This is a genomic window from Nostoc sp. S13, assembly GCF_029379315.1.
Classification (GTDB): Bacteria; Cyanobacteriota; Cyanobacteriia; order Cyanobacteriales; family Nostocaceae; genus Nostoc.
In genome coordinates this window covers 1-19,920 of record NZ_JAQYWQ010000120.1, presented here as the reverse complement: position 1 = coordinate 19,920, position 19,920 = coordinate 1, and the positions used below count along the sequence as shown (strand labels likewise).

11 protein-coding genes and 1 pseudogene are annotated in these 19,920 nt (G+C 41.1%); 8 read left to right on the top strand and 4 right to left on the bottom strand.

What is annotated here, in order from left to right:
- Window positions 1-1,059 precede the first annotated feature (1,059 nt).
- The 4 genes from PUQ00_RS26990 to PUQ00_RS26975 all read left to right on the top strand — a co-directional run bounded on the left by PUQ00_RS26990 (window position 1,060) and on the right by PUQ00_RS26975 (window position 7,127).
- On the top strand, window positions 1,060-3,348 hold the full coding sequence (locus tag PUQ00_RS26990; RefSeq protein WP_300422415.1) for a calcium-binding protein: 2,289 nt from the start codon (window positions 1,060-1,062) through the stop codon (window positions 3,346-3,348).
- Between the two features lie 281 nt (window positions 3,349-3,629).
- A complete protein-coding gene (locus tag PUQ00_RS26985) occupies window positions 3,630-4,940 on the top strand; it encodes an efflux RND transporter periplasmic adaptor subunit (protein ID WP_300422413.1) in 1,311 nt (436 codons plus the stop codon).
- Window positions 4,941-5,379: 439 nt separating this feature from the next.
- The gene (locus PUQ00_RS26980; RefSeq protein WP_300422412.1) at window positions 5,380-5,832 is read left to right on the top strand and encodes a hypothetical protein; all 453 of its coding nucleotides are present in this window, start codon (window positions 5,380-5,382) and stop codon (window positions 5,830-5,832) included.
- A gap of 1,040 nt (window positions 5,833-6,872) precedes the next feature.
- The gene (locus tag PUQ00_RS26975; protein ID WP_300422411.1) at window positions 6,873-7,127 is read left to right on the top strand and encodes a hypothetical protein; all 255 of its coding nucleotides are present in this window, start codon (window positions 6,873-6,875) and stop codon (window positions 7,125-7,127) included.
- A gap of 298 nt (window positions 7,128-7,425) precedes the next feature.
- Here the strand turns inward: PUQ00_RS26975 and PUQ00_RS26970 are convergent, their stop codons facing one another.
- The 4 genes from PUQ00_RS26970 to infC all read right to left on the bottom strand — a co-directional run bounded on the left by PUQ00_RS26970 (window position 7,426) and on the right by infC (window position 13,864).
- On the bottom strand, window positions 7,426-8,457 hold the full coding sequence (locus tag PUQ00_RS26970; RefSeq protein WP_300422410.1) for a VOC family protein: 1,032 nt from the start codon (window positions 8,455-8,457) through the stop codon (window positions 7,426-7,428).
- Window positions 8,458-9,249: 792 nt separating this feature from the next.
- A complete protein-coding gene (locus PUQ00_RS26965) occupies window positions 9,250-9,897 on the bottom strand; it encodes a CatB-related O-acetyltransferase (RefSeq protein ID WP_300422408.1) in 648 nt (215 codons plus the stop codon).
- Window positions 9,898-9,989: 92 nt separating this feature from the next.
- Entirely contained in the window at window positions 9,990-13,001 is a 3,012-nt protein-coding gene (locus PUQ00_RS26960; RefSeq protein WP_300422407.1) for an MFS transporter, read from the bottom strand.
- Between the two features lie 329 nt (window positions 13,002-13,330).
- Entirely contained in the window at window positions 13,331-13,864 is a 534-nt protein-coding gene (gene infC / locus PUQ00_RS26955) for a translation initiation factor IF-3 (protein ID WP_300422405.1), read from the bottom strand.
- 580 nt (window positions 13,865-14,444) lie between these two features.
- Between infC and PUQ00_RS26950 the strand changes: the two genes are divergently transcribed.
- The 4 genes and pseudogenes from PUQ00_RS26950 to PUQ00_RS26935 all read left to right on the top strand — a co-directional run.
- Window positions 14,445-15,794, top strand: coding sequence for a P-loop NTPase fold protein (locus PUQ00_RS26950; protein WP_300422403.1), 1,350 nt, complete (start codon window positions 14,445-14,447; stop codon window positions 15,792-15,794).
- A 27-nt stretch (window positions 15,795-15,821) separates the two neighbouring features.
- A complete protein-coding gene (locus tag PUQ00_RS26945) occupies window positions 15,822-16,025 on the top strand; it encodes a hypothetical protein (RefSeq protein WP_300422402.1) in 204 nt (67 codons plus the stop codon).
- Window positions 16,022-16,210, top strand: coding sequence for a hypothetical protein (locus PUQ00_RS26940; protein ID WP_300422400.1), 189 nt, complete (start codon window positions 16,022-16,024; stop codon window positions 16,208-16,210). Before PUQ00_RS26945 ends, PUQ00_RS26940 begins: the two co-directional genes overlap by 4 nt.
- Window positions 16,211-16,360: 150 nt before the next feature.
- Window positions 16,361-19,920, top strand: a pseudogene (locus PUQ00_RS26935) (ribosome assembly protein 4); the annotation flags it as partial.

Genomic DNA, 19,920 nt, shown 5'->3' with positions numbered 1-19,920 from the left:
AGCTCCAAAATTTCACATTACTAATCAGCTTTTCAGCCTTAACTGAACCGTATTGCCTTATAAAGGGGGGAAATAAGAAATCTTGTTCCCTCCCCTTGACAAGGGGAGGGTTAGGGTGGGGTAAAACTAACGCGAAAAACCAGGTGAGTAAGCTATTTCAGACTTATGTATACACCGTAGCTTACTAAGGCAGGACTACAGGGGGGTTAAAACGATCTCAAATTCTCACGAATGATTTAGGACTGTTATATAAGCAACAGATACCTCGAAGCATTCGTGAAAGGTTAAGGTCAAATACCATTTGTCAATAAGCAATAGTACTTAAAATATTGCGGAAAATCGGGGTTTGAAACACAATCTTTAAGCAGGCGATGCCAAAGGCGGGTTAAGCCTACGCGTAATCTTGATACGCATCATTCATTGTTGACCCATCAGTTCAGTACAATAGTTAACTTCATACCTCCACTACTTCCAAATTTTCAGCATAATTTCTAATTGACAAAAGTAAGATTCTCTTAACCTCTCACCGATGACCTCGAAGTCGTGTTGAGGTACTCCAAAATCGTGTTGAGGTACTCCAAAGTCGTGTTGAGGTACTCCAAAGTCGTGTTGAAGTACTTGAAAATCGTGTTGAAGTACTTGAAAATCGTGTTGAAGTACTTGAAAATCGTGTTGGAGTACTTCAAACTTTGTCGCACAGTTCAACTCTGTTGAGTCGCTTCAATTTATTTCATTCCGATGAAATAAATATAAATTTGTTGTAAAGGTATTCTTGCACGAACACAGTAAATGGTAATGTCTGACTGTAATATGCAGCACTTAACCTCATAGGGGCAATTTTTGTAACCGAATCACAGAAATATTAACAAGTTAAATTCTGTGCTACGTACAAGTCAGTATTAGGTAGAATCTTCAAGAAATATTACTCTTCTTTAAGGGTAACAGATGAAGTTTGCCAAAAATATCGATTTTGAACCAAGTTATTTGTGCCTTGAAACAGCACAAACTGCAAATTGACAACTGAAGTTACTTAAAAATCAATTTAGGTAGGTAAAAATAATGACAAATATCATTGGAACCAACGGTAATGATACTCTTATTGATGGTCTGGGCAATAATACCCTCAATGGTGGTGCTGGTGACGATACCTTAAATGCTACAAATTCATTAGGCAATAACCTGCTTTCTGGGGGCAATGGCAAAGATTATCTAGACATCTCTGGCATTTACACTTATAGTTCAGAATACTCTGACGGCGATCAGAGATCAACGGGCAATAATACCCTTAACGGTGGTGCAGGTAATGATACCTTGAATGCTAGCGGTACAAAAGGTAATAACCTGCTCTTTGGGGACAATGGCAATGATTTTCTAAACATCTCTGGCAGTTATCAGTCCGAATCCGATACTTACTACTTCAATGCATCCATCGATCAAACAGAAGGGAAGAATACCCTCAACGGTGGTGCAGGTAATGATACCTTAAGTGCTAGAGGTTCAACAGGTAATAACCTACTCTCTGGGGATAATGGTAATGATTATCTAGATATCTCTGGCCATGATTTAGAAACTTCAGAAGACCTTGGCGATAGCATCGACTATTCTTCCGACGACAATCGATCAACTGGCGAGAATACCCTCAACGGTGGTGCAGGTAACGATACCTTAAATGCTAGTGGTTCGACAGGTAATAACCTACTCTCTGGGGGTGATGGTAATGATTATCTAGATATCTCTGGCTATGATTCAAAAACTTCAATGGTAGATCATAACTTCAATGCCATCACGAGTTCTGACAACGACAGTCGATCAACCGGCAATAATACCCTCAACGGTGGTGCAGGTAACGATACCTTGAATGCTAGCGGTTCAACAGGCAATAACCTACTCTCTGGGGGCGGTGGCAAGGATAAATTTGTTTTCAACTACTTAAGCAACAGCAGTGATACGATCACCGATTTCGGTGGAGTAGGTAAAGGAACAAACCCCACAGCAGGAGTCATTGCCGAAGTGGACACCCTAATATTCCGGGGCAAGGGCTTGACTGCCCGAAATCTGCTACTGACCCAGAATGGCAACAATCTGAAAATTACCTTTGAAGGAGTAAATAGTGCCCCAGTTATCCTGCAAAACTTTGCCTTGGAAAATCTCGATAACCTAAGTAAATCTACAGGAGCCACTGTAGACTTGGGCAATATCTTGTTTAATGGACAAACTAGCATCACAGACAGCTTTGATGTCTTCAATGCCAACTCCACCCAAAGCACTATCTTCAACAAGAATACAGTCACCTTCCTTAACGACCTCGACAACAATGTTAACGGCTTTGACAACTCAGATGATGTGATCAATGGTCAGGGGGGTGATGACATCATTGACGGCAAAAGTGGCAACGACCTTTTAAGGGGTGGTACGGGGAATGATACTCTCATTGATAGTCTGGGCAATAATACCCTCAATGGTGGTGCTGGTAACGATACCTTGAATGCTGAAAGTTCATTAGGCAATAACCTGCTCTGTGGAGGAGATGGCAAAGATCTTCTAGATATCTCTGGCAGCTTCGTGTACGATGGCGGAACATATGACCAGAGGACAAAGGGCAATAATACCCTCAATGGTGGCGCTGGTAATGATACCTTGAATGGTACCGGTTCATCAGGCAATAATCTGTTCTTTGGGGGCGATGGTAATGATTATCTAAACATTTCTGGCGGTTACTATGATGATATTGAGTCCGGCACAGACTCTGACAATAGGTCAAAGGGCAATAATACCCTTAACGGTGGTGCAGGTGACGATACCTTGGCTGCTAGCGGTTCAACAGGCAATAACCTGCTCTCCGGAGGCGATGGCAATGATTTTATAGATATCAGTGGTACTAGCTCACAAGGTGAGAGCGGCGGCGGCGGCGATGAAGCATTAGGCAATAATACCCTCAACGGTGGTGCAGGTAACGATACCTTGACCGCTAGCGGTTCAACAGGCAATAACCTACTCTCTGGGGGCTATGGCAATGACTACCTTACAGGTGGGGGTGGTACTGATACCTTTGCTTTCAATAGTTACAAAGAAGGTGTTGATACTCTTTATGACTTCGACGCCACTAAAGACCTGATTCAAGTATCGGCTAATGCTTTTGGTGGCGGGTTGTCAACACATTCACTCTTCGCTAATCAGTTTACCATCGGAACATCTGCAAGCACTAGTAGTCAACGATTTATCTACAACGACATTACAGGTGCATTGTTCTTTGACCTTGACGGTAGTGCATCTGGGTTTACTCAGGTAAAATTTGCACAACTATCAGCTGGATTGTCACTAACCCAAAACAATTTTGTAGTTGTTTAATCGTTATTAGCGTTTTACCACTATTAAACGGTATTGCGAGGTGCTTAAAATAGCACCTTGCATTCGATTGCTCAATGCAAGTCATTTTGAGCAGGGATGGTCTATGGAAAATTAGGGATTCACCTTTCGGTAGATTTAGACAGAATCATCAAAACTGTATATTTAGATTGAGTAACACATAATTTGCCACAAAACCTCATGCCAAATTAGTAATTTCAATATCAACAGATGAAATTTTGATTTAATTCTAGTTAATTTGTTCCTTAAGTTCCTCATAAGCCATGACATCCCCTGAGCCTCAAACTGATTTTGGAGACAAACCTCCACAAAACTCATTTGAGCCACCTTCTGGAAAACGGCGGTGGCTTTGGTTATTTTTACCTGCACTACTATTCTTAGGGGGCGGAACAGCTATAGTTTGGCGTTTGCTGACTCCGCAAAATCCAGCACCTTCAACTGTTAATGCTCAACCTCAAGGGGTAAGAGTCAAAATATCGACAGTACAAAGCGGCATAATTGAGGAAAGTTCAGATTTTATTGCTAGCCTAAAGTCCCAGCGCTCAGTCACGCTCCAGCCGAGGATTCAGGGCCAAGTTACCCAGATATTTGTCAAATCGGGAGAACCAGTCGCAGCAGGAGCGACAATTCTCCAAGTAGATTCTACGCCACTAGCCGCGATCGCTCTTAGCAATCCTCCGCCTCAAGCATTTTTAGTGCAACTTGAAAGTGCCCGCGCTGCACTCAAATCTTTGGAAGCACAACGACCATCCTACGTTACTAATGTGCAACTATACCAGCAGAATTACGAAAAGTATGTCACCCTAGCTGATGAAGGAGCCGTATCTCGACAGACTCGCAATCAGTATGCTGATCGACTCGCTTTTGCTAAGACTAGTCTTGATGCAATTGATTCCAGAATTCAAGCACAACGAGCCACCATATTGCAAGCTGAAAAAAGCTTGCAGCAAGCTAATGTAAATACTCAAAAACAACAGATCGAGTACGACAAAATTACCGCTCCCTTTAGTAGCACAGTTGGGAACATCGCTGTGAAAGTCGGTGATTTAGTTAATACTTCCACACAATTAGTTAATCTCACCCAAAATCGACCTTTAGTAGTTAATATCTCTGTACCACTACAGCAAAGTCCCCAATTGCGTAAGGGAATGCCAGTGGAGGTTATGAATACACAAGGTCAAAAGCTTGGTAGAAGTAGGGTATTTTTCATTGCACCTAATGCCAGTAATGAAACACAAACGATACTGATCAAAGCACTTTTTAACAACCCTAATAATCAGCTACGTGCAGATCAATTGGTCAGGGCTAGAGTGTTCTGGAATCAGCGCCCCGGAGTTTTAATCCCCACAACAGCAATGACTCGTATAGCTGGAGACACTTTTGTCTATGTAGTTGAAACCGAAAAATCTCCCCAAGGTGTATCCCAACAAGTAGCTCGGCAAAAGCGAGTGAAGCTAGGCGAGATCAAAGGTAATAATTACCAAGTTATTGAAGGATTACAGCCAGAAGATAAAGTTATTATCTCAGGGTTGCTCAATCTCAGGGATGGCGTTGCGATCGTTGCAGAATCTTAATTAAGGGGAGTCGGGCAAAAATCTTCAATCTTGTCTTCTACCAAGGCCCACCCAAGAGCGTTAACTATAAGCGCTTCTCGTTTGTATGCAATATACTCTGACCTCTCTTTTAAAGTGAAAGCATTGGTGACAGTTTAAGGTATAATTTAATTTATTTTGTCAATAGTGATTATGCTGTAAATTATCCATGCTATCGAGTATTTATCTAATTAAGCTTTATACTAAGCTTTAAGGACAAGAATAAACGATAATTTTAAATATCATGGATGCGTAGGTGTAGCCCACCGTAGGCATCGCAGGCTAAAAATTTGTGTTTTTAGCCTTGTTTTTGGTTGAATTTTAAGCATTATTACTTATTGACAAATGGTTAATCACCTTAACCTGTCACTAACGTGTAAAGATAAGCAATTACTTGATTACGTAAGGAAAATAAACAATTATGTCAGTGCAAATCATCAAATCTAAATGTGGTTTAGTTTTAACTTGTTTACTTGGACAGATAATTTTGTTTGCTGCGCCAGTACAAGCTGGAGTGTTGGGCAAAAGCTACACTGTCAATGTTAATTCGAGTTTGGGAGATTATTTTACTGCTTGTTTTCAATTTAACGCCAACGGTAACTTACAGTTTTCTGGACAAAGCGCTACTTATAACGTCAATCAGACAAGTTGGCAAGCAGTCACAAATCCACCTTCATCAGTAGCAACTATCTCACTTAAGGGTGTAACAACACAAGGAGACTATGTGATAAATGGTACTGGTATGAATTCCAAGAATACTACTTTTACATTTAATGGCACACTCTTATCTCAGCCAACATGTCCGGCTGAATTACCACTAACTCCAGGAAATCTTCAATTCGGGGGAAATCGAGAAAATCCCTTTTTACAATAACAGTACTTTAACGGCAGATAATCACTTTGGTGAACCAAAATAAAACCAGATTAATCTATGGCATTCTTTTGCAGGAAAAGTTGCAATTATCACTGGTGCATTGCGGTGAATTAAACCAGCGATGTCTTCTCTACGAGACGCTACGCGAACGACGGGTTATGCCTACGCACTTAAGTTAGTCTCTCAAAACCGAAAATTATTTTGATGGATGAGGTATCGTGCAAGTCGGTACTTTTTTGGAATTAATCGCGCAAGAGGGGTTGTTTGTCCGACTGGTAGCCCAACAGTTGGATTGACACTCTCGGCTTGCGAGGCTACCGTGTACCATCCGTGAAAGGTGAAGATAAAGCCCACCTCTACCTCTGTTTGATTATTATCTTCCAAGTCTTTGACAGCTTAAACATTATATAGAAATCGTAAATTTTTTTGAAAAAATCTACGTATATTTAAAAAATAAAATATTACTGAGCAAGCGATCGCTAATACCCTGATTGCGTGTAGTACTTATGTACGATGCAAAAGTCCTAGAAGCTTTCCCTCGCTTCTATTTCCGAAGTTGGAAATGTAGTTTCCACTGATGACGATGCCTCAGAAGCTGGCTTGAACTTATTCTTTTGGTTATGAGACAAACAGCGAATATCGCAGTTAAAGAAAGATGTGATCAAGAAGTTTACATTTTATGCACATAATTATCTTTCTGTCAATGCGTAAGTCCTATAGGTACATAATAATTGCTACTAATTTTGTTCAATAAGATTTGGGTGTACCTCAGTTACTTAGGAAACGCTATATAGGAATCCGATTTGATTTTTAAATACATACGTAGGGTGTGTTAGACGGAACGTCGTAACGCACCAAGGACTTGGGATGGTGCGTTAGCCTACGGCATAACACACCCTACAAATACTTAAATTTTTCAAAAATCAAATACTAGTCCTATATCAACGTAAGTAATACCGCTTTTTAATTTTCTGGCGTATATTTACACTTAAGTAAAATCAAGCCTAGAAGTTTTAATAAAAATTACGGAGAGTAAACTCATGACACAGCCTAGCTCCCAAGACAAAAATAGCTTTTTTTACCCTCGTAGTCGATATTATGGTAAATTCCAACCAGAGAACTTAGTGTTTAATGCCAACCTCCAAGAATTTGCCCAAAAAATTAGTTATATCACTTGTCTAGAAACGGCCGGAAAACTGTCTCAGGAAGAAGCTTACCAGCAAATTAGGGTACTTTGGAAACAGTTGAAACATAGTAAAAAGAAACTGAATGTTGGTGTCAATAAGAAAATTTAAATTTTTAATGCAATGTGTAAGTTATTTAGGAGTATGACCACTGATTTGAAGCGCATTTGATTAAGTCGAGTTCAATCAGCAAAAAAAACACTCATCGCGGCTCTGCCGCAAGTCTTGAGGCGGAGCCTCTCGGAATGCATTAAGAGTCAGAGACTTCTTTTCGAGATAATCTCTAAAAGCTGCTTCTAGACTACCTTTCACGTTAAGTTGACACGCATAGGCACAGAACAGCCCCTACGGGTGTACCTCAGGTAAATGAGAACGGCTATATCTAGTCAACTTAACGTTAAAAGGACGGTTAAAAACCTTCTAGCAAAGTCCAAAAGTAGCCATCTGGTGCAACAAAAGAAAAACTCCTCTCGCCAAATTCATTAGGAATGATGTCTGTAACTTTTTTTACAGTACTTGCCTTGATGTGATCGCAATACTCCTGTATTCCCTTAACTCGATAGGTATATAAAGACATACCCAAGCTACCTGGTTGGGCTGCTTCAAAGCGCGATTCTAAATTAATATCTTCTGGGAATCGAATGATATAAAGCCTACCACTGCGTGCAGCCATCAGGTCAGACTTAGAAGAACGGGGATCATCAAAGGTAGTGACAATAAACTTTTCACCAGGGTTAAGGTCAAAAATATCTTGACCTGCTGGCGAAGATTCATAGCTAGTTTCGACATCATCACGCACACGCAGCAAACCCAAAACTTCTTCATAAAACTTCAGGGTTTCTTTGCTGTCATCTTGAACGATGATCCCCATATGGGTAAACTGACTAGCCTTAAGAGCAGCATTATGGTCAACTTGTCCGTAATGCGGTAATGTATAGCCAAACCGTTGAAATAAAACCTGTCGAGCTAAGGGTTGGAGTAGCAGCATTTCTCGCACACCAACAGCTGGCTCAATAAAAGGACGACTTTTCCTCTGTTTATTGTAGATGACCTCCCAATAAGGGTTAGAGTGCCTAATAGGCAAACCTGCGGCTTTTGCATCCTCTATATGATTTAAAATATTTAAAACATCCGCCGTTAAGCTTGTCGCCCAGCGATTTCCCTTAATTTTCATCGATGCAATTCCCAAACCTTCATGGGTGGGGTTTTGCCAAATCATTAGCCGAATCAAACCATGATCTGCATTTTGGTGATAGAGGCGGATTGAGCGTAAAGATGAATTCACCCCATATAATTGATGGGCTACATCTGCGGTTAATTCGCCGACTTCACCAATGCGATAGCCAAATTGCTCCCAATACTGAATTGCAGAAATTGGCTCTGGGATGCCGATACAAACTTCATAGATACCTTCAATTGCGATTTGTTGTTCTTGAGTCATACCAATTTTAGATTTTAGATTTTAGATTTTAGATTTTAGATTGGTGAAAATAAATAAAGCTTTTCCTCGTTCCCATGCAGAGCATATCTCAGTTCGATATAATAAAAAGTCTGAAAACTAGACATAGTAAGCGATTAAGCAACACATTTAGGCACTCAAAGCAGGAAAATGAATTTGTGATGAATTCATTCTGGTAATGGCAACTTGGAATAATAAAGACATAGTTAAAATCGGTGTGCCAAAATTAATCGCCACACAAGTAATAAAACTAGCTTATAGACTTGATTATGGCGAAATGATTGAATTAGACGCATAATCAAAAATTATAAATAATGATTGTGTGATTCAATTTAATTTTCCTAAATCTGAAAATATCGCAAAATCAGAATTAGAGAATCATGAAATAATCATACATTCTAATCAAGAGAGTCGAGAATTAAAATATGATTTTGTTACAAAACCCATACCGAGTTATAGTCAAGCAATTGAAATAGCTAAAAAAATTCTCAAACATAAAAAATCAAATAGGAGTCCTATAGTTTGAAAATTGAGCCTAGACATATGGCTCAATCTTTGAATGGCTTCAGAAATGAGGTTACTATCAGTTTTGGAAAATAAATAATTTTTATCGAGCATAGGACTTACGCATTAACGAGGTGGTAAAGTAATGCAAAAGTATGCAAGTCATATTCTAAATATCTGTATTGCTCTGTTGGTTTTTTGAAAGCTTCAACACGTTCTTTCTTCTTAGATATAGATCAATTAATTTTAATACATCTGCTTATGGCTGTTTCAACTGGATCTCTGGTAGCTATTCATTTGGGTTGGATCAATCAATTTCAATACATCTGCTTGTGGCTGTTTCAACTCGATCTCTGGTAGCCATTCATCCGGGTTGGTATATAGCAAATCTAAATTAGCTGAAATCTTCGCTAACTCCCAATCCCACCAACATAGTTCTAGCAAACGTTCTACGGTCTTAGGCTCAAAGCGATACCGAATTATCTTAGCTGGATTACCGACCACAATTGCATACGCAGGAACATCGGAAGTAACAACAGCCTGTGCGCCCACAACTGCACCGTTGCCAATTTTCACCCCTGATAAAATCGTTGCCCCGTACCCAACCCAAACATCATGACCAATAATCGTTACCCCCTTAGAACTTGCATCGGTATGACTTTCTTCAAAAGAAGTGTGTGCAGATAACCACTTGAAAGGAAATGTCGTTACTCTTGTCATAACATGGTTTCCTCCACCAAAAATGATCACATCCCTGGCTAAGGAACAAAACTTTCCGATCTCAATCCGGTCTGTGGGGGTAAATATTCCCAAACTGATGCGCCGATCAAAATAGGTATAATCTCCAACTTTAATACGCGGGTCTTGAATGTGAGCATTTAGCCAAATAGGAGGAGAAGCGTATTCAAGCATAGGCATAAAAAATATCTACACTTCAAAAGTCTAATCAATTTGCTTCATTCATAATGGCATAGGGCTGAGATCCTTGGGAAGTCAAAAGTTAAAAGTCATTACGAATTACGAATTATTTTAACCTGCTGTTTTTCAAGCAACTCTTTAACTTGAGCAGCTACCAAAGGATGTGGATCTTTTTCTAACTGGGGTAAGATTTGGAGGAGAACGCGATGTGAAACCATATTTAAGTATGCGATCGCAGCTTCTCTAACAAAGCCAGTTGGATGACGCAAACTCACTAATATCTCAGAACTTGTCAATCGGATGCGATTCACTTGAGCATAATGAAAACAGCAAGCTAGGCACCAGTCAGAAAGAAAGTTACCCAACATCAGCAATCTGTGAAGGCGATCGCTAACGATCATATTCTCATATTCTACAATCTTGGCTTCTACAAGATGTTGCAATTTTTCTGACTGCGGTCGGTTATCTAAAATATTCAGCAATAAAGACTTTGAAGACAAAGTTATGGTATGCTCTAAGATTTCTAACCCCCGTGCTAAGTTTACCACTGAAAGCGATCGCAGATTGAATGCTGCTGCCTGCATCTTTTCTGGCGAATAAAGCAGTTTTAGCAGCAGTAGCAGCCGCTCTTTAATATCCAATTCTAATTCTAAAAGGGCGCGTTGCAATAACTCACAGACAATTACGATTCTCTCACTGAATTGATGATTTTCTTTTTGCTCTAATGTTTTAAAGTCTATGTATGCGGCGTAAATCTCACCTAAAAATTTTAATTCCTGCTTGATTAAATTTTCTACCCGACTTTCATAAAACCGATCAACTAAACCTGTAATTCCTGGTTGTTTATGTATTTTTACTAAGCTACGAAGAATATGATCCCTGGTACTACCCCAAGATGTTTCCAAGTTTTGCCATAAAGTTTCTAATGCTTCTTGGGTGCCAATTTGAGCAATGGTTCGCCAAGCGTACATCCGTACTACTTCCGGTTTGTAAATATCCGTAGCCAACCGCAATAGCATTTCTAAAGCTTCATTTTCTAGTCCCACTAGGGCTGATATTGCTGTAGTGCGGGTTGATTTGTAATAAAGTGCTGCAATCAGTGCCGAATAGTACTCTTCTAAATTGGTGGCTGCAATCATTTCTAATACAGCACAGCGCACCCGTAAAGACTCATCTTGTAATAAATTCGGGATGTGAATCCGCAACGCCTGCAAATAAACTGCTTCTCTAAGCGCTCTAACTCCATTGACTCGTTCCCGTTCTAGCTTATGAGTCAACATCCGGCGCATGGTTTGGGTAGCTACTACTTTTTGCATGGGCGTTCCTTGGCGTAAGACTAAAGCGGCGGCGGTGGCGCGGATGAGTGAGTTTTGCCGGGGCTTCAGGTATTCTTCTAGGAGGCTTAAATTCGGATTTGGTTCAGCCAGCCAAATGTAGCGCAGCGCTAGGGCAAAAACTTCGGGGTTAGTTTCTTGAGATTCTTCTAACAAAGGACGGATGGTGGCTAGATAAGCGGGATTTGCACCTGCTATTAGCATCACTTCCAAACTTTGGCGTTGTAAGTCTGGGGTTAACTTGATTAGTAGAGGTGCTAAAACTTCCGCAGCTCCAAGGGAATCTATTTGGGCTAAAAGTTCAATGCAAGAGCGTTTATCAGCCTCGCTGCCTTTTTCTGCTAAAGCTTTGACTACCCCTTGCTTGAAAAATCGCAAGCCCATATTGCTTGCACTCAAGTGACCCCGGGCCACACTCAAGACTAACAGTTCAACATAGCGCGATCGCAATTCCCAAACTACTGTTAAACAGGTAGCAGCGATCAGCATTGTTTCTGATACCAACACCCATTTTTGCATTGGTGCAGGTACAAACCGCCCACAAAACAATAGAGTTACAAAAATTAGCGCTCCTGTCAAACCTGTAGCGATCGCTTCGGCAGTTCCGCCAGATAAAGTCTGCATCCGGCTGCGAATTCCCTCTGGAATCGGTTGGTACAAGATGGGGCCGCTACTCATGACAAAGGTGTAGCGCAGAAGTTCATCGCAGAATTTGACAATTATCAGACCCCAGAAAAAGCTTTGCGATTGCATGGCTGGGATTAAATACAGCAATAGCAGCATTCCTGGTAGGGAAAAGCCGACGGTGATTGGTAAAAGCGTGGCTGTGAAAAATACCCCCATCCGTTCGATGAGTCGGCTAGAAACAAACCACTGCAACGACAACTCACACAGTCCCAACATCCCACCAAAAAGACCCAAGAAGCTAGCGAGTTCTCGGTCGCTCAAATTGGCTTGGAGTTCGCGCAGATACTGAAAATCTATTAACAACCCAATGACTTGCAACAAACCCACAAAGGCAAACAAGGAAAAAACGTAGCTTTTTAGTGGACTTTTGATGAAACGCTGCCGTGAGGCTTGTTCTTCCGGAATTAGTTTTTGTGGGGTTTGAGGAAAAGCGGCTCGATAGTGATGAGTTAAATAGAATAGAATCCCCGATCCTAATAAAATCATTACACAGGCGATGAGGATGATTTTATTCAGCGTGGTGTATTGCACTAGCCAAGGCAAACTAAAGCCACTGATTACATCTGCGACTAAAAGACCACTACTCACTAGTGGGTAAGTGCGCTTAATCTCCCGAATGTTAAATAGTTGGTTGGCGACGATGGAGGTGTTGAGGTCATTGACTACATAAAGTGCATCTACCCACAGCCGCAGCAGAAATACCGAAATCACTGCCAGGTAGGAAAAATGCGATCCCCAACGGACTAGAATTAATAAAACTAATGGCATCAACATGCAAGGTGCGATCGCTACAATCACCCGGCGTAAGGGAAAAATCTTTTGCAGCCAAGAGTATAAAAAAACTAGTCCTGCACTCATCGCGGCACTGGCAATATACATCCACGGCAGTAGGTTAGTCCCATATTCATCCAAAAACAGCGCCACCGTACTGTCCTCTGCCCACCGCAATCCTACAGATACAGTTGTGTAAAAAATAAACATCAACTGAGTTCGTTCGCTCTCCTCTGGTCGGAGATTCACCCACTGTAGTAGTCGTGGTAAAGCAACTTTATTTGCAGCCAACCAGTGATTTTTCAGTTCCATGCAGTTTTATTTTCTGGTAGTATCACCGTGTAAGAGGAGCGGGGAAGCAGAGGGAAAAATTACTTCTTCATCTCTCTCAGTCTTTTTTTTAAATTTTGAATTAATTTCTCTTTCATCCCCTAGAAATAGCAAAAGTCCTGAGCAACTGAATATTATGTTTCCCACTCAGGCTTCAGGACTATCGATTTTAGATAAATTTAAACGACATCAGAGGTAGGGACGCACATCTGTGCGCCCAAAGCCGATGCTGCATCAAACTTGCAAATCAAAAAATCCCCTAGCTAGAAGTCAGGGGATTTTCAAACTCGGTCTATTAAACAGTTAGAGAATTATTTTTTAGGTGAGATGAGCATCATCATGTTTCGCCCTTCTTTTTTTGGCGCTTGTTGAAGCTCACCAAATGGCTCCAAATCCGTTGCCATTCGCTTGAGTAAATCTTCTGCTAGGTCGCTGTGTTGAATTTCTCGACCCCGAAACATCACGGTAGCTTTGACCTTATCGCCATCTTTCAAAAAGCGCTCTGCTTGCTTAACACGCACGTTATAGTCGTGTTCTTCTATTTTGTAGCGCATCTTAACTTCTTTGACATCAGCCGTGTGCTGCTTTTTCCGGGCTTCCCGCGCCTTTTTTTCCTGCTCAAACTTATATTTCCCGTAGTCCATAATCCGACAAACTGGCGGGTCAGCTTTGTCACTGATTAGCACCAAATCTAGCTCTTTTTCTTCTGCTAGTTGTAGTGCTTCCTGTGGGATCATAATTCCCAGTTGGCCGCCGTCAGTGTCGATGACCCGAATTTTTGGGAAGCGAATTCGTTCGTTAATTTGGGGCAGATCGCGAGTTCTTTTCTTCTCAATCACAGCCATTATGATTTGTGGGAGCTCTTAATGAAGGATTAGGTGTTGTGTAAATTGATATGCCTCAGAGGCAAAATACTGAAATAACTCAGAATACGAAAAAATAGTATACACTTCTAGGGTAGCTAATTCATAAAATAGTTGCGTCGTTATTTTTGTTATTCTACTCACTCTGAGAGAATTTCTCTGCAAGAGTTAATCTAAATTACACAATCTAGACTTAGGTTAAATATTATTACAATTATTTAGCAATACTTTTTCTGATACGCCAGTTTGCTCAAGTCTTTTAACCCGCTCACACAACTAGCTCCTGTATTGCACTTAACGATAGCAGCGATGATTGGTGATTGCGTTGGCGCGTCAGTCTTCCAGTAGAGTGCAAAACGCAGTGTAGTGAACGCGAGTGTGTTTTGTAGCTAAGGAGTATGCTGCGATCGCAATGATGAAAATAGTCTAGCTTGCCTAAGTATTGCAATTGAGACAGCCAAACGCAAAATTATCGGAAATATTCATCTGAAATGCTGTAATTAACTTTATCCTTGATCACAAGGATATCTAAGTTATACAAAATAAATATATTAGTAGTCTCATGTCCATAGATTTACGAGCATTTTATCAGGCAACTGACCCCAGCCGAACTCTGTTTGTCAACAATCAGTCAGATGTGAAATACTACATAGACTTTTCTTCGGTGCGAGGCGGGGATATTATCGCCAAGCTGAAGCAGAAAATTACTTTTTTCAAGCCGAATGAACCTACCTGTACCCTATTTACTGGACATATTGGCTGTGGTAAATCCACGGAACTATTGAGGTTACAGGCGGAACTGGAAAAATTAGACTTTCATGTCGTCTATTTTGAGTCTAGCGAAGACATGGAAATGACTGATGTCGATATTGCTGATGTGCTCTTAGCGATCGCTCGTCGTGTGAGTCAAAGTCTGGATAAAATTACACTGGAGACACCCAACAAGTTTAATGAGTTGCTGCAAGGTGCTTGGAAGGTCTTAAACTCCGAGGTGACAGGGGTGAAAGTTAAGGTTCCAAATGTTGGTGATTTTGGTGTCAGTTCTGAAAAAGAAAAATTGTCTTTGTCTGTGGGCATTGGTGAAATCACCGCGAAGATGAAAAATGACCCAACGCTGCGAGAAAAACTCAATCAGTATTTGGCACCACAAAAAACTAAACTACTGGAAGCAATTAATCAAGAATTATTGGAACCTGCCGTCGCTAAACTCAAACAGCAGGGTAAAAATGGTCTAGTGGTAATTGTCGATAATCTTGACCGCATAGATAATCGTGTCAAACCTTGGGGTCGTCCGCAACAGGAATATTTATTTGTGGATCAGGGCGAGTTTTTGACCAAGCTTAATTGTCATCTACTTTACACCATGCCCTTGGCTTTGAAGTTTTCTAATGATTACGGAATGCTAACTCAGCGTTTCCCAGAAGATCCCAAAGTATTACCGATGGTACCTGTACAAAAGACTGATGGCAGTGTGCATGTAGAGGGAATGGCACTGATGCAGCAGATGGTATTAGCGAGAGCTTTTCCTGACATGATACCAGAGGAGCGTTTAAATAAAATTACCGAGATTTTTGATAGTATTGCTAGCCTAGAGCGGTTATGTAAAATGAGCGGTGGCCATGTGCGGGACGTGCTGAGGCTGCTGAATACTTGGATTATGGAAGAAATGAGTCTTCCCCTAACTCGTGCAACCTTAGAGCAAGTTATTCGTTCTCGGCAGAATGAAATAATGTTACCGATTTCTGATGATGAGTGGCAATTGTTACGTCATGTCAAGGAAAGAAAAAAGGTGAGTGATGACCAGGGATATCAAAAACTGATCCGCAGTCGGTTTGTGTTTGAATATCGGGATGGTGGCGAGTCTTGGTTTGATGTTAATCCTATTTTGGCTGAAGCCACGGAGTTGCAATGAGAAATCAGGGAATCGATGAATAATTAGATGATGAAACCAGAAACCAAAAATGTTTTGTTAAAAGCTTACGCACAATTGCACCAAATCACAGAAGAATTGTACTTAGCCTCGGATAAAGCCGTAGAAAACAACGATTTTGAAGACGCTAGCTTACTCGCTAGTAGAGCAGATAGACTTTATGAAGAAATAGAAAATTTAGAGATTGTAATTTCAGAACAGGAGGAAATATGAAAACAATCCCAGAGTTAAAGATTCGTATTCAAGAACTCAGTAAACAAGCTGTTGAATTTAGTAGAAAAGCATCCCAGGTGTGCTTAAGTGACCGTCAGCAAGCCAAGTATTTTAGACAGCAAGCAAGAGAAGCTAGTAAACGCACTCAAGTATTGATACAGGAGTTAAAACGCCAGGAAGTTTAATTTTGTAGTCAACTTAGAACCCCGGCGAATGGAATTCACGGCTATACAAACAAAGTCCACCTCCGTGGACTAAGGAAAAATTGAGCCTTTATAACCCACGGAGGTGGGTTTTGCTCGTCTAGACGCGGTTTCTAACCGCCCTCTTAACTTATGACAGACTCGCACTCACCAGAAGATGAGCATGTAAACAACGATCGCTCTGTGGCACAATTAGCTTGGGCGATTGAGTCCTCTGTGGGACAGTTTAAGCTGATTTTGGCACGGTGTAATTATGCTAATTTGCGCGATCGCTTAATATTCAGATTACGGGAAATTTGTCAAGTCGAAATTCATGTCTTGGCGGTGCAGCAATCTCACAGTACTCTTTATACTGCGATTCAGTCAGAACTGGGCGAAGAAATACCAGCCTGTGTGATGGTTGTGGGTTTGGAATCAGTGCAGAATTTGTCTGTGATGTTAACTTCTGCTAATCAGGTGCGGGAAGAGTTTCGCAAGAATTTTTCTTTTCCCTTAGTGTTGTGGATTGACGATGAAATCTACAAGAAATTAATACAGCTTGCACCAGATTTGGAAAGTTGGGCAACTACGAGGAATTTTGCCATATCAACACAGGAATTAGTAGATTTTATCATCGAAACGGCTAATCAATGGTTTAGTAATAATTTAAAGTTGAGCGTAGATGAATATATCAAACTGGAAAATGAGTTAGAGGCAGCGCAAAGAGATTTACTCAATCAGCCAGATATTTATAATTTAGAAATTAAAGCTAATTTAGAATCTTTGTTAGGTTTTGTCAAACAGATAAATAATCAAAAAGATTCGGCGCTACAGCATTATCACAAAGCTTATAAGCTCTGGCAACAAAATCATAATTTAGAAGAGGAGGCAAAAATCCCTGACTTTTCACCTCGTCATACGCGAAACCTAACCCCCCAGCCCCCTTACCTTGAAGGGAACGGGGAAAATTCAAAGCCTCTCTCCTTGCAGGAGAGAGGTTTGGAGAGAGGTTTTCCAGATCCTATGAAAAGGCAGGCAAAAATCCTTGGTGAGATGGGCTTTTGCTATTATCTCAAAGCTTTTAAACATCAAGATATCAATCATCCAGATTGGCAAGCAACTTGGCAGTATGTTGAAGAGTATATAAATTTTATTAACCAGTTTCAAAGTCCAGATTTAATTGCTAATGCAGTAATCAAATTTGGTGATATATTGCGGGACTTGCAACAGTGGGAAACGTTGCAGAGTCTTTCGGAACAAGCTTTAGCAATCCATCGAAATAACAACCAACTAAGAGAATTAGCCAAAGATTACGCTTTTTTAGCTGAAGTGGCTTTGGCTCAAAATAATTGGGTTAAAGCAAATCAGTTAGTTAAGCAAGCCTTGGAAGTTTTTGCTGCAATTCCTAATTTGGAGTCAGCGAATATATCAGGGGTTTTATCTGATATTCCCGAAAGGGTTTTAAAATCAAATGATTTGAGCTTATATCAGTTTATTTTAGGTCGTTCTCAATACAATTTAGGTCAAACTCAAGAGGCAACTCTCAGCTTAGAAACTGCTAGGGATGTGGGTAATCCCCTAGAAGATGTCAGGCTTTACTTGGATATTCTCAGGTTTTTGCAGCTGCTTTACTTTGATCAGAAAGAATATCTCCAAGCATATAACATCAAACAGCAACGGCGTTCCATTGAACAGCAATTTGGTTTGCGGGCTTTCATTGGTGCGGGTAGGTTAGAAGCTACAAAACAGGCATTTGTAGAAACGTTGCGCTCAAACTCTCTCCAAGGAAACATTGCTCCAGAAATTGCTGCATCTGGTCGCCTATTGGATGTAGAACGTTTAATTGAACGCATGGGTCGCCCTGATTATAAGCTGATAGTAATTCATGGGCAATCGGGTGTGGGCAAAAGTTCCCTGGTGAATGCGGGACTGGTGCCAGCTTTAAAGAATAAAGCGATCGGTATTCAAAATTATTTGCCCGTGGTAATGCGGGTTTATACTAACTGGGTGGAAGAGTTGGGGAGGCTTTTGGGAAATGGGGAAGATGGGGAAGAGTTAAAACTTCAAGTTTCGACCTCTGAACTCGCAAGTTCGACCTCTGAACTCGGAACTTCGACTTCTGAACTCGAAACTTCGACTTCTGAACTCGGAACTCCGACCTCTGAACTCGGAACTTCAGCCTCAAAACTCGGAACTTCGACTTCTGAACTCGGAACTCCGACCTCTGAACTCGGAACTCCGACCTCAGAACTCAGAACTCCGACCTCTGAACCTCAAAATCCCCACTTTGTACAGACGCGATTAATTGCGTCTGTACAAAATCCGCACTCCCTCCTCTCCCAACTTCGCAAAAACGAACAGCGTAACCTGCGAACGGTATTAATTTTCGATCAGTTTGAGGAATTTTTCTTTGTTTACACCGAACCTGCCCAAAGAAAGCAATTCTTTGAGTTTCTGGGAGAGTGTCTGAATGTTCTATCGGTGAAAGTTATCTTATCGCTGCGGGTGGATTACATCCATTACTTGCTGGAGTGCAATGATTTGCCCAGCCTGAAGATTATTGGCAATGACATTCTCAGTAATAATGTGCTTTACAAGTTGGGGAATTTCTCACCTGCTGATGCGAAGTCAATTATTCAGCGTTTAACTGCAAATACTAGTTTTCACTTAGAGGATGTTTTAGTTGAACAACTGGTGCAAGATTTAGCCGGAGAATTGGGTGAAGTTCGTCCCATTGAGTTGCAGGTTGTGGGAGCGCAACTGCAAACGGACAATATTACAACTCTGTCAGAATATCGGCAGCGTGGTACTAAAGACGAACTGGTTAAGCGTTATTTGCGTGAAGTTGTTAATGATTGTGGTGAAGAAAATCAGCAAGCAGCAGACATCTTACTGTATTTGCTGACGGATGAAAAAGGAACTCGCCCTCTGAAGACTCGCGCTGAGTTGGAACGCGATTTGTTCGCGTATTTCTCGGAGATCCCCCCAACCCCCCTTAAAAAGGGGGGCTTTATTCTTTCTAACCCCTTTTTAAGGGGGTCAACCCAGGCGGGGAGATCAGAAACTAGGGAGGATAAAGCTTTTAACATCAGCAAATTTGATTTGATTTTAGAGATTTTTGTCCAATCTGGCTTGGTGGTTTTGCTACCAGAAAACCCGGCTGACCGTTATCAACTGGTACACGACTACATCGCCGCCTTTATCCGCCAGCAACAGGAACCGAAGTTAAAACATGTGATGGCGGAACTGGAAAAAGAACGAGAACAAAGAAAGCTGAGTGAAGCCAAACTAAATAACTTTCTCAAACGCGCCCTTTTTGGTTCCGTAGCCGCAGGATTAGTATTAGCTGGGCTAGCATTTACAGCCTGGGATGCAGCACAAAGAGCAGATGAGGAAAGAAAACAAGCTGCAATTAGTGAAATTAACGCCCTTACTAATTCTTCAGAGACGTTTTTTGTCTCTGGGCAAAACTCCGATGCCTTAATAGAAGGCTTAAAAGCTGGGGGAAAACTCAAACTGACGCCTTGGGCAAATACAGATACCAAAATGCGGACTATGGCAACGTTAAGGCAAGCAGTTTATTTGCAGCCACAAGAGCATAAAGAGAATAAAGCTTTTGAAGTTAACACTTTAGAAGGGCATAGCAGTACGGTCTGGGGCGTAGTCTTCAGCCCCGATGGCAAGACACTGGCTTCTGGCAGTTCAGACAAGAC